The sequence below is a fragment of the Nocardia sp. NPDC055029 genome, from assembly GCF_053608525.1.
Map to the genome: position 1 here is coordinate 75,314 of NZ_JBSGVQ010000035.1, position 10,897 is coordinate 86,210.

Annotated in this window: 12 protein-coding genes; all 12 read left to right on the forward strand. The window is 65.8% G+C overall.

Annotated features, from left to right (window positions below):
- The first annotated feature begins 6 nt into the window (after positions 1-6).
- The 12 genes from ACWF9G_RS26095 to murA all read left to right on the forward strand — a co-directional run bounded on the left by ACWF9G_RS26095 (position 7) and on the right by murA (position 10,614).
- Entirely contained in the window at positions 7-474 is a 468-nt protein-coding gene (locus ACWF9G_RS26095) for a hypothetical protein (protein ID WP_189031122.1), read from the forward strand.
- 286 nt (positions 475-760) lie between these two features.
- Positions 761-1,615, forward strand: coding sequence for a F0F1 ATP synthase subunit A (gene atpB / locus ACWF9G_RS26100; protein WP_189031124.1), 855 nt, complete (start codon positions 761-763; stop codon positions 1,613-1,615).
- A gap of 78 nt (positions 1,616-1,693) precedes the next feature.
- Positions 1,694-1,942, forward strand: a complete 249-nt coding sequence (locus ACWF9G_RS26105) for an ATP synthase F0 subunit C (protein WP_189031126.1) — start codon at positions 1,694-1,696, stop codon at positions 1,940-1,942.
- 5 nt (positions 1,943-1,947) lie between these two features.
- The gene (locus tag ACWF9G_RS26110) at positions 1,948-2,505 is read left to right on the forward strand and encodes a F0F1 ATP synthase subunit B (RefSeq protein ID WP_379039558.1); all 558 of its coding nucleotides are present in this window, start codon (positions 1,948-1,950) and stop codon (positions 2,503-2,505) included.
- A gap of 19 nt (positions 2,506-2,524) precedes the next feature.
- Entirely contained in the window at positions 2,525-3,337 is an 813-nt protein-coding gene (locus tag ACWF9G_RS26115) for a F0F1 ATP synthase subunit delta (RefSeq protein WP_452518501.1), read from the forward strand.
- A gap of 65 nt (positions 3,338-3,402) precedes the next feature.
- A complete protein-coding gene (gene atpA / locus ACWF9G_RS26120; RefSeq protein ID WP_452518502.1) occupies positions 3,403-5,043 on the forward strand; it encodes a F0F1 ATP synthase subunit alpha in 1,641 nt (546 codons plus the stop codon).
- A gap of 62 nt (positions 5,044-5,105) precedes the next feature.
- The gene (locus tag ACWF9G_RS26125) at positions 5,106-6,077 is read left to right on the forward strand and encodes a F0F1 ATP synthase subunit gamma (protein ID WP_452518504.1); all 972 of its coding nucleotides are present in this window, start codon (positions 5,106-5,108) and stop codon (positions 6,075-6,077) included.
- 24 nt (positions 6,078-6,101) lie between these two features.
- Entirely contained in the window at positions 6,102-7,550 is a 1,449-nt protein-coding gene (gene atpD, locus ACWF9G_RS26130; protein ID WP_452518506.1) for a F0F1 ATP synthase subunit beta, read from the forward strand.
- Positions 7,551-7,556: 6 nt separating this feature from the next.
- Positions 7,557-7,934 carry a F0F1 ATP synthase subunit epsilon gene (locus tag ACWF9G_RS26135; protein ID WP_452518508.1) on the forward strand — a complete coding sequence of 126 codons (378 nt, stop codon included), beginning with the start codon at positions 7,557-7,559 and terminating at the stop codon, positions 7,932-7,934.
- A gap of 172 nt (positions 7,935-8,106) precedes the next feature.
- A complete protein-coding gene (locus ACWF9G_RS26140) occupies positions 8,107-8,529 on the forward strand; it encodes a DUF2550 domain-containing protein (protein ID WP_189031140.1) in 423 nt (140 codons plus the stop codon).
- 41 nt (positions 8,530-8,570) lie between these two features.
- Positions 8,571-9,254 (forward strand): cob(I)yrinic acid a,c-diamide adenosyltransferase, encoded by a 684-nt coding sequence (locus tag ACWF9G_RS26145; RefSeq protein WP_452518510.1) that lies wholly within the window; start codon positions 8,571-8,573, stop codon positions 9,252-9,254.
- Positions 9,255-9,333: 79 nt separating this feature from the next.
- Positions 9,334-10,614: a UDP-N-acetylglucosamine 1-carboxyvinyltransferase gene (murA, locus tag ACWF9G_RS26150; protein WP_379310300.1), complete on the forward strand. Its 1,281-nt coding sequence runs from the start codon at positions 9,334-9,336 to the stop codon at positions 10,612-10,614.
- The last annotated feature ends 283 nt before the right edge of the window (positions 10,615-10,897 follow it).

Here is a 10,897-nt window from a genome sequence, read left to right on the forward strand (position 1 = left end):
GGTAAAGTGCGGCCCGTGAGCTTTACACCGGAAACCGTGCCAGGCCCCGACGCCCCGTTGCGTGCCGCGCTGCGCTACGGCCTGATCGGCCTCGGCGTCCTCGTGGTCGCCGCGGTCGTGATCGCCACCGCGGTGGCCGGAACGCCGGGTCTGTGGGGCGCTCTGCTCGGCGCCGCCATCGGCGGTGGGTTCATCCTCACCACCGTCATCGCGGTGCTGCTCGGCGCGAAGCTGCCGCCGAGCACGGCCGGCCTGGTCATGCTGGTCAGCTGGGTCGGCAAAATGCTGGTCGCGCTGCTGGTCATCGCCGTGCTCAACCAGTTCGACTTCTACAGCAGGCCAGCGCTGTTCTTCACCGTGGTCGGTGCCCTGCTGATCGTCCTCGGTGCGGAGACGTATGGCGTTGTGAGCCAGAAGGTTCCGTACGTCACGACACGCGCGGGAGACGACGAAACGGCTTCCGAGCAGGAATAATCCCACCCAGCTACACACTGTCGTAGATAGCTTGGTAAAGTGTTGGTAAGCAAGCACCCAAGCTAGGGGCGCGGCCCGACCAACTCAGGGCTTTGCCTCGGGTTACCAGGGGGGATCGCCTAGATCCTGCCCGGTGCCGCTATGCTTACTGCCGATCCGGGTGGAATGTGCCCGGTTGAAGCATGTCGACGATGTCGCCGACGCCCGAACAGAAGTCATACGGTTACACGCTGTATAGGCAACTGTCGAATTTCGAGCCGACCAGAGTCGACCCCATTGATCGTCAATGTCCGATCGAACCGCGGGAATGACCGTCGTACCCGCGGCCCGAACACGGGAGAGAACGCTGAGCGTCATCACTTTGGCGGCGGGCGAGTTCCACGCGCCATCGCTGTCCGACTTCTTCCCTCCAGCAGTGCTGTTCGAGGGTACGCCGTTCGAACTCGATCGCCTGATGCTGGTCCGGCTGCTGATGACCGCGGTTCTGGTGGTCGTCTTCCTGCTGGCTTTCCGCTCGCCGAAGATCGTCCCGCGCGGCCTGCAGAACGTGATGGAGACCGGTGTGGTTTTCGTCAAGGAGCAGATCGCCGACGAGGTGCTCGGTAAGGAAACCGGCAAGAAGTTCCTTCCGCTGCTGGCGACGATCTTCTTTACGGTTCTCTTTCTGAACTTCTCCGGTGTCATTCCGGGATTGAACATCTCGTCGAACGCGCGAATCGGCATGCCGCTGGTCCTGGCCGCGATCGTCTACATCGCCTACAACTACGTCGGCATCCGGAAGTACGGCTTCTTCTCCTACATCCGGCACAGCATCGTCGTCCCCGACGTGCCGATCGCGCTGCACGTGCTGCTGATCCCGATCGAGTTCATCTCGACCTTCGTTCTGCGCCCGTTCACGCTGACCGTCCGTCTCATGGCCAACATGCTGGCCGGACACATCATGCTGGTGCTGTTCTTCAGCGCGACCTGGTTCTTCCTGTTCGACGCCACCGCGTGGATGAAGATCTTCTCGCCGTTCTCGCTGCTCGCCGGCATCGGCTTCACGCTGTTCGAGCTGCTGGTCATCTTCCTGCAGGCCTACGTTTTCGCGCTGCTGGCCGCCGTGTACATCGCGCAGTCGCAGCACGCTGCCGACCACTGACCTGACTGAAACCACAACTACGGGAAACCTGCTACACACGCCGACCGGCGGGTGAGCAACAGAAAGGGAAACAGACTCATGAGCCTCGCTTACCTGGCCCAGGAAGCCGCGACCACCGAGAGCACCTTCCGTGGCTTCGGCGCCATCGGCTACGGTCTCGCCGCGATCGGCCCCGGCATCGGCGTGGGTATCGTCGTCGGTAAGGCCATCGAGGGCATCGCGCGTCAGCCCGAGCTGTCCGGCCAGATCCGTACCAACATGTTCCTCGGTATCGCGTTCACCGAGGCCCTGGCGCTGATCGGCCTCGTCGCCGGCTTCATCTTCTGATTCCGATGCGCGAAATCATGATGCTCGCCGCTGAAGGGGGAGAGGAAGTGAATCCTCTCGTCCCCGAAACGTACGACATCGTCTGGTCGATCGTCTGTGTCATCGTCGTCGGTCTGCTTTTCTGGAAGTACGTGATCCCACGTGTGACCAAGACCCTCGAAGAGCGCACGGACAAGATCGAAGGCGGTATCGCCAGGGCCGAAGCAGCCCAGGCGGAGGCACAGCAGACGCTGCAGCAGTACCAGCAGCAGCTCGCCGACGCCCGGCTCGAGGCCGCACGTATCCGCGAGGATGCGCGCACCCAGGGTCAGCAGATCCTCGCGCAGATGCGCACGGATGCCCAGGCCGAAAGCGACCGTATCGTCGCCGCCGGTCACTCCCAGCTGGAAGCCCAGCGCCAGCAGATCCTGACCGAGCTGCGTTCCGAGGTCGGCCGCACGGCCGTCGACCTGGCCGAGAAGATCATCGGCCAGTCTGTCTCGGACGAGGCGAAGCAGTCGGCGTCGATCGACAAGTTCCTCAGCGAACTCGACGACACCGACGCCATCGGGGTCGGAAGGTAACGACGCGAAAGTGAGAAGCATGTACGCAGCGAGCCGCGAGGCCAGCTCCCGGTCTCGGGAGGCGCTTCGGGCCGCTCTGACCGGAAGCGAAACTGTTGCGGCCACAACGGGGTCGGAACTGTTCGCCGTTGTCGCCGTGCTGGACGACCAGCGTTCGCTGCGTGTGGCGCTCGCGGACGTGTCGGTGCCGGGTTCGGCGCGCGCTGAACTCAGTGAGCGGATCTTCGGCGGCAAGGTCAGCGCTGCCACGCAGGCAGTGCTGACCACCGCGGTGGCGCAGAACTGGTCGCGCACCCGTGATCTGGTCGACACCCTGGTGCTGCTCGGGCAGGAGGCTCTGCTGGAGTCGGCCGCCGTCGGTGGCCGGCTGGACGCGGTGGAGGACGAGCTGTTCCGGCTCGGACGCATCATCGCCGACAACCCGCAGCTGGAGCAGGCACTGTCCGATCAGGGCAAGCCGGCACCGGCCCGGCGTGAGCTGATCGAGCGGCTGCTGACCGGCAAGGCCGAGCCGATCACCCTGACGCTGGCCGAGCAGGCGGTGACCCGACTGCGGACCAACAACATCGGCGTCGCCTTCGACGCCCTGTCCGATCTGGCGGCGGCCCGTCGTGACCAGATCGTCGCCCACGCGCATGCCGCGGTCGAGCTGACAGATCAGCAGAAGGAGAAGCTCTCGGCTTCCCTGCAGCGGATCTACGGCAAGCCGGTCACCGTGCACGTGCAGGTCGACCCGACGCTGCTGAGCGGCGTCGTCGTGCGCGTCGGAGACGACGTCATCGACGGCAGCGCCACCGGCCGACTGGAGAAGCTGCGCCGGGCGCTGTCCTGACGGACACACCACGCGGCCTTACTCCAACCCCCGACATTCGAGACCACAGCGAGAGCAGGAACAACATGGCGGAGCTGACGATCTCCTCCGACGAGATCCGTAGCGCGATCGAGAGCTACACCCAGAGCTACACCCCGGAAACCTCCATCGAAGAAGTCGGCCTCGTGACCGACACCGGCGACGGCATCGCGCACGTGAGCGGTCTGCCTTCGGCGATGGCCAACGAGCTGCTCGAGTTCCCGGGCGGCGTCCTGGGCGTCGCGCTGAACCTCGAGGACACCGAGATCGGTGCCGTCATCCTCGGCGAGTACGCCTCGCTCGAGGAGGGCCAGCAGGTCCGCCGCACCGGCGACGTGCTGTCGGTTCCCGTCGGTGACAAGTTCCTCGGTCGCGTCGTCAACCCGCTCGGCCAGGCGATCGACGGCCTGGGCGAGATCGAAGCCGACGACCGCCGCGTGCTGGAGCTGCAGGCCGCGACCGTGCTGGAGCGCCAGCCGGTCGAGGAGCCGCTGGCCACCGGTATCACCGCGATCGACGCGCTGACCGCCATCGGCCGCGGCCAGCGTCAGCTGATCATCGGCGACCGCAAGACCGGCAAGACCGCCGTCGCCGTCGACGCGATCCTGAACCAGAAGGCGAACTGGGAGACCGGCGACCCGACCAAGCAGGTCCGCTGCATCTACGTCGCGATCGGCCAGAAGGGCTCCACCATCGCGGGCGTCAAGACCGCGCTCGAGGAGCACGGCGCGATGGAGTACACCACCATCGTCGCGGCCCCGGCCTCCGACTCCGCCGGCTTCAAGTGGCTGGCCCCGTACACCGGTTCGGCCATCGGCCAGCACTGGATGTACCAGGGCAAGCACGTCCTGATCGTGTTCGACGACCTGACCAAGCAGGCCGAGGCCTACCGCGCCATTTCGCTGCTGCTGCGTCGTCCGCCGGGCCGCGAGGCGTACCCCGGTGACGTCTTCTACCTGCACTCCCGTCTGCTGGAGCGTTGCGCGAAGCTGTCCGACGAGATGGGCGGCGGCTCGATGACCGGTCTGCCGATCATCGAGACCAAGGCCAACGACGTCTCGGCGTTCATCCCGACCAACGTCATCTCCATCACCGACGGCCAGGTCTTCCTCGAGTCCGACCTGTTCAACAAGGGTGTCCGCCCGGCGATCAACGTCGGTACCTCGGTCTCCCGTGTCGGTGGCGCCGCCCAGACCAAGGCCATGAAGAAGGTCGCCGGTTCGCTGCGTCTGGAAATGGCGCAGTACCGCGAGCTGGAGGCGTTCTCCGCCTTCGCCTCCGACCTGGATGCCGCCTCGCTGGCCCAGCTCGAGCGTGGTGCCCGCTGGGTGGAGCTGCTCAAGCAGAACCAGTACTCCCCGGTCGCCGTCGAGGATCAGGTCGTCTCGATCTACCTGGTCGACGCCGGCTACTACGACTCGGTGCCGGTCGGCGACGTGCGTCGCTTCACCGCCGAGCTGCTGGAGCACCTGCACAGCGCGACCCAGTCGTCCTTCGACGCGCTCGAGGGTGGCCGCAAGCCGCTCGACGGCGAGGCCGCCGACGCGATCAAGTCGGAGACCGACAAGTTCAAGGAAGGCTTCCTGGCTTCCGACGGCAGCCGTGTCGTGAACGAGGCCGCCGCCGGCGATCTGGACCACGAAGAGGTCGAGTCGCTGTCGGTCACCCGCAAGCACGTCGACAAGTAAGCCGGGTCAGGACTGATGTCGGCATATTCCGATCTGGCGAATGAAGGGAGTGTGAACCGCTAGTGGCAAGTTTGCGTGAATTGCGCTCCCGCATTCGTGGTGTGAATTCGATCAAGAAGATCACCAAGGCTCAGGAACTGATCGCGACCTCGCGAATTTCCAAGGCCCAGGCCAGGGTTGCGGCGGCCAAGCCGTACGCCGAGGAGATCACCAAGGTCCTCGGTGAGCTGGCGAGCGCGTCGAAGAACCTGGCGCACCCGCTGCTCAACGAGCGCCCCAACCCGAAGCGCGCGGCCGTCCTGGTGATCACCAGTGACAGCGGTATGTGCGGCGGCTACAACTCGAACGTGCTCAAGCGCGCCGAGGAGCTCATGACCACCCTGCGTGGCGAGGGCAAGGAGCCGGTGCTGTACGTGATGGGCAACAAGGGCCTCACGTACTACAAGTTCCGCAACCGTCCGTTCCAGGCGTCGTGGACCGGCTTCTCGCAGCAGCCGAAGTACACCGATGCGTCGGCCGCGTGCGGCCACCTGGTCGAGGCCTTCATGGCCGGCTCCGACACCGAGGTTCCCTCGCTGGACGGCACCGGAACCATCGCGGGCGTCGACGAGCTGCACATCGTGTACACCAAGTTCGTCTCGATGCTGACCCAGAACCCGGAGGTGCGCCGCTTGGCGCCGATCCAGGTCAGCTTCGTCGACGAGAACTTCGAGCTCGGCGACGACATCATGTCGGACTCGCCGAACGCGGTGGTCACGGCGCAGTACGAATTCGAGCCGGACGCCGATGTGCTGCTGGGTGCTCTGCTGCCCAAGTACATCAACACGCGTATCTACTCATCGTTGCTCGAGGCAGCGGCATCCGAGTCCGCGGCTCGGCGCACCGCAATGAAGGCGGCGACCGACAACGCCAACGAGCTGGCCAGTGTGCTCCAGCGCGAGGCGAACTCGGTGCGTCAGGCCCAGATCACGCAGGAAATCAGCGAAATCGTCGGCGGCGTGAACGCGCTGGCGTCGAGCTCGGACCGCGACTAGAAGCGCAGGAAGAGAACCAATCTAATGACCGCAGCTGTCACTCAGGACAACGCGAGTAAGGCAGGCGCAGCCGCCGGCCGCGTCGTCCGTGTCATCGGCCCCGTCGTGGACGTCGAGTTCCCGCGTGGCGCCATCCCCGAGCTGTTCAACGCTCTCAACGCCGACATCAAGCTGGCGTCGGTGGCCAAGACCCTGACCCTCGAGGTCGCCCAGCACCTCGGCGACAACATCGTGCGCACCATCTCGATGCAGCCGACCGACGGCCTGGTCCGTGGCGCGGCCGTCGTCGACTCGGGCAAGCCGATCTCGGTGCCCGTCGGCGACATCGTCAAGGGCCACGTGTTCAACGCCCTCGGTGACTGCCTCGACTCGCCCGGCCTCGGCCGCGACGGCGAGCAGTGGGGCATCCACCGCAAGCCCCCGAGCTTCGACCAGCTCGAGGGTAAGACCGAGATGCTCGAGACCGGTGTCAAGGTCATCGACCTGCTGACCCCGTACGTCAAGGGCGGCAAGATCGGTCTGTTCGGTGGTGCCGGTGTCGGCAAGACCGTTCTGATCCAGGAGATGATCACCCGTATCGCTCGCGAGTTCTCCGGCACCTCGGTGTTCGCGGGCGTCGGTGAGCGTACTCGTGAGGGCACCGACCTCCACCTGGAAATGGAAGAGATGGGCGTCCTCCAGGACACCGCCCTCGTCTTCGGCCAGATGGACGAGCCGCCGGGCACGCGTATGCGCGTGGCCCTGTCCGCGCTGACCATGGCGGAGTACTTCCGCGATGTCCAGCACCAGGACGTGCTGCTCTTCATCGACAACATCTTCCGTTTCACCCAGGCCGGTTCCGAGGTCTCGACCCTGCTGGGTCGTATGCCTTCAGCCGTGGGTTACCAGCCGACGCTGGCGGACGAGATGGGTGAGCTCCAGGAGCGCATCACCTCGACCCGTGGTCGCTCGATCACCTCGCTGCAGGCGATCTACGTCCCCGCCGACGACTACACCGACCCGGCGCCGGCGACCACCTTCGCCCACCTCGATGCGACGACCGAGCTTTCCCGCCCGATCTCGCAGAAGGGCATCTACCCGGCCGTCGACCCGCTGACCTCGACCTCTCGTATCCTCGAGGCTTCGATCGTCGGCGAGCGCCACTTCCGGGTCGCCAACGAGGTCAAGCGGATCCTGCAGAAGTACAAGGAGCTGCAGGACATCATCGCCATCCTCGGTATGGACGAGCTCTCCGAAGAGGACAAGGTCCTCGTCGGCCGCGCCCGTCGTCTGGAGAAGTTCCTCGGCCAGAACTTCATCGTGGCCGAGAAGTTCACCGGTCAGCCGGGTTCGGTCGTGCCGCTGGAGCAGACCATCGACGACTTCGATCGCGTCTGCAAGGGCGAGTTCGACCACTTCCCGGAGCAGGCGTTCAACTCCTGCGGTGGTCTCGACGACGTCGAGGCCGCTGCGAAGAAGATCGCCGGGAAGTAGTCCACCATGGCGGAGATGACAGTTGATCTCGTAGCGGTCGAACGCAAGCTCTGGTCCGGCCAGGCTTCGTTCGTCAGCGCGCAGACCACCGAAGGTCAGATCGGCATCATGGCCGGCCACGAGCCGCTGCTCGGTCAGCTCGTCGAGGGCGGCACGGTGTCCATCGTGTCGACCGAGGGCGAGCGGATCGTCGCGGCGGTGCACGGCGGTTTCTTCTCGGTGACCGCCGATACCGTGCGCGTGCTCGCCGAGTCCGCGGACCTCTCGGGTGAGGTCGATGTCGACGCGGCACGCAAGGTGCTGGCCGATTCGGGCGCGTCCGACACGGCGCTGCGTGTGGCCCAGGCCCAGGTGCGTGCCGTCGAGGCTGCCGCGAAGCACTGATCGCGAGAACACCAGACATCTGTCGGCGACGAACTCCGGTTCGTCGCCGACAGTGTCGTTTTCGGGGGTTTACCGGTCCCGCCGGAGTCGCGCGGACCGGGCGTGATTGAATGGCGACGGGGGTGTCTTCGACACCATCTGAGCGAAAGGGCGTGCGGCATTGCAAACCGGGATGGTTCTCCTGATCATTCTGGTGCTGACGCTCGTGTTCGTAGCAGGTGCATCGACCTACCGGCTGGTGATGCTGCGCCGGGGCGGCACGGCCGCGCTGCTGCGGGTATTGCCCGCGCGCGGTGGCCAAGGCTGGCGGCACGGACTCATTCGCTACGACGAGGACCGGCTCGTCTTCTTCAAATTGACCAGTCTCAAGTTCGGTCCGGACAGCACCGTGCACCGGCAGGGCCTCGAGATCGTCGAACGCAGGCAGCCGCAGGGCGATGAGTTCGACATCATGAGCGACGACATCGTGGTAGTAGCCGTCACCGATCCGCAGGGCAGTTTCGAGCTTGCCCTCGACCGCGGATCGAGGGCGGCTTTTCTGTCCTGGGTGGAGTCGCGGCCGTCGGACCGTGCCCACCGCAAGGGCCAGCTCTGAGCGAGCACACCTGAAACGCGACAGCTGAGCGAGGCAAGTACATGGGTAACTCGTCGGGCACGCCCGAAATGGATGCACAGCCCAACCGGCAACCCGACGACCCAGCTGCTGAGCACGCACGACCGGCGAAAGACCCGGGGAGGCGGTCCAGCGTTCATCTGACGCGGATCTACACCAGGACGGGTGACGACGGCACCACCGGCCTGAGCGACTTCTCACGGGTACCCAAGACCGATGCCAGGCTGATCGCCTACGCCGACTGTGACGAGGCCAACGCGGCGCTCGGTGTCGCGGTGGCGCTCGGCGCGCCGGAACCCGCCGTGCTCGCGGTGCTGCGCCAGATCCAGAACGACCTGTTCGACGCGGGCGCCGACCTGTCCACCCCGGTGGTGGCGGAGCCGAAGTACCCGCCGTTGCGCGTCACCCAGCCCTATATCGATCGGCTGGAGAAGTGGTGCGACGAGTTCAACGCCGGTCTCGCACCGCTGAATTCGTTCATCCTGCCGGGCGGCACGCCGATTGCCGCACTGTTGCACACAGCACGCACCGTGGTCCGGCGCGCCGAACGTTCGGCGTGGGCCGCGGTCGATGCCTACCCCGACGACACCAGCGTGTTGCCGGCCAAATACCTCAATCGCCTGTCGGACCTGCTGTTCATCCTGAGCCGTGCGACCAATCCCGAGGGCGATGTCCTGTGGCATCCGGGCGGCGGAGCCGAGCGCTGAAAGCGACTCGGTGGCGCCAGGATCGGTCGGTTTGGCGTCGGGGGGCGTGTCGCCGGGCAACGGTCGATAAGCTGGCGGTGTGAGCGAACGGTTTCTGGTCTCCGGCGGTAATCAGCTCGTCGGCGAGGTCGCGGTCGGCGGCGCGAAGAACAGCGTGCTGAAGCTGATGGCCGCCGCTTTGCTGGCCGAGGGCACGACCACCATCACCAACTGCCCGGACATCCTCGATGTCCCGCTGATGGCGGAGGTGCTGCGCGGTCTCGGCTGCGACGTGACGATCTCCGACGACGAGAGCGGCGATCGCTCGGTCTGCACGATCGTCACCCCGCCGGAGCCCAAGTACCACGCCGACTTCCCCGCGGTGACCCAGTTCCGCGCCTCGGTGTGTGTGCTCGGTCCGCTGATGGCGCGCTGTAAGCGCGCGGTCGTCGCGCTACCTGGCGGTGACGCGATCGGCTCGCGGCCGCTGGACATGCACCAGCAGGGCCTGCGCCTGCTCGGCGCGACCAGCGAGATCGAGCACGGTTGCGTGGTCGCCCGCGCCGACGAGCTGCAGGGCGCGCGGATCCGCCTCGACTTCCCGTCCGTCGGCGCGACCGAGAACATCCTGATGGCCGCGGTGCTGGCCGAGGGGGAGACGGTCATCGACAACGCGGCGCGCGAGCCCGACATCGTCGACCTGTGCACCATGCTCGTGCAGATGGGTGCGCGGATCGACGGTGCCGGTTCCTCGGTGCTGACCGTGCAGGGCGTGAAGAGCCTCTCGCCGACCACCCACCGGGTGATCGGTGACCGCATCGTCGCCGCCACCTGGGGCATCGCCGCCGCGATGACCACCGGCGATGTCCGCGTCACCGGGGTCAACCCCAAGCACCTGGCGCTGGTCCTGGACAAGCTGCGCTCGGCAGGCGCGCGAATCTCTTACGAGCCCAACGGTTTCCGCGTCGTCCAGCCGGAGCGCCCGCGTGCGGTGAACTTCGCGACGCTGCCGTTCCCCGGCTTCCCGACCGACCTGCAGCCGATGGCGATCGGCCTGGCCGCCATCGCCGACGGCACCTCGATGATCACCGAGAACGTCTTCGAGGCGCGCTTCCGCTTCGTCGAGGAGATGATCCGGCTCGGCGCCGACGCCCGCACCGATGGTCACCACGCGGTGGTCCGCGGAATCCCGCGCCTGTCCAGCGCGCCGGTCTGGTCCTCCGACATCCGGGCCGGCGCCGGCCTGGTGCTGGCCGGTCTGGTCGCCGACGGCGTCACCGAAGTCCACGATGTCTTCCACATCGACCGCGGCTACCCGAAGTTCGTTGAGCAGATGCAAGCGCTCGGTGGACAGGTCGAACGCGTCGATACGCCGAAATAGCCTGTCTGACCAGGCGATTTGACTTCGCGTTCGTCGGTGCGTAACTTTATTCGAGTCAGAGCGACACGGACACCGACGAGGTGACGCTGAGCGCCTGATTGATCATCTAGCCAGACTCACTCCTTCCGAACTTGCTTCGGTTGGGTTGTCTGCGCTAAGTTGGAACAGTTGCCCTGCGGAAGCCCCTACGAAATGTTGTGGGTAGAAGCTTGTGCGTGTGTTCTTTGAGAACTCAATAGTGTGTCGATGAATGTCAGTGCCAATATTATTATTGGTTCCGCTT

What these genes read in the sequence shown, in the direction of transcription:
- atpB (WP_189031124.1), top strand. Translation starts at nt 761, where the DNA reads ATGTCCGATCGAACCGCGGGAATGACCGTCGTACCCGCGGCCCGAACA.
- atpD (WP_452518506.1), top strand. Translation starts at nt 6,102, where the DNA reads ATGACCGCAGCTGTCACTCAGGACAACGCGAGTAAGGCAGGCGCAGCC.
- ACWF9G_RS26145 (WP_452518510.1), top strand. Translation starts at nt 8,571, where the DNA reads ATGGGTAACTCGTCGGGCACGCCCGAAATGGATGCACAGCCCAACCGG.
- ACWF9G_RS26110 (WP_379039558.1), top strand. Translation starts at nt 1,948, where the DNA reads ATGCGCGAAATCATGATGCTCGCCGCTGAAGGGGGAGAGGAAGTGAAT.
- ACWF9G_RS26115 (WP_452518501.1), top strand. Translation starts at nt 2,525, where the DNA reads ATGTACGCAGCGAGCCGCGAGGCCAGCTCCCGGTCTCGGGAGGCGCTT.
- ACWF9G_RS26105 (WP_189031126.1), top strand. Translation starts at nt 1,694, where the DNA reads ATGAGCCTCGCTTACCTGGCCCAGGAAGCCGCGACCACCGAGAGCACC.
- ACWF9G_RS26135 (WP_452518508.1), top strand. Translation starts at nt 7,557, where the DNA reads ATGGCGGAGATGACAGTTGATCTCGTAGCGGTCGAACGCAAGCTCTGG.
- atpA (WP_452518502.1), top strand. Translation starts at nt 3,403, where the DNA reads ATGGCGGAGCTGACGATCTCCTCCGACGAGATCCGTAGCGCGATCGAG.
- ACWF9G_RS26140 (WP_189031140.1), top strand. Translation starts at nt 8,107, where the DNA reads ATGGTTCTCCTGATCATTCTGGTGCTGACGCTCGTGTTCGTAGCAGGT.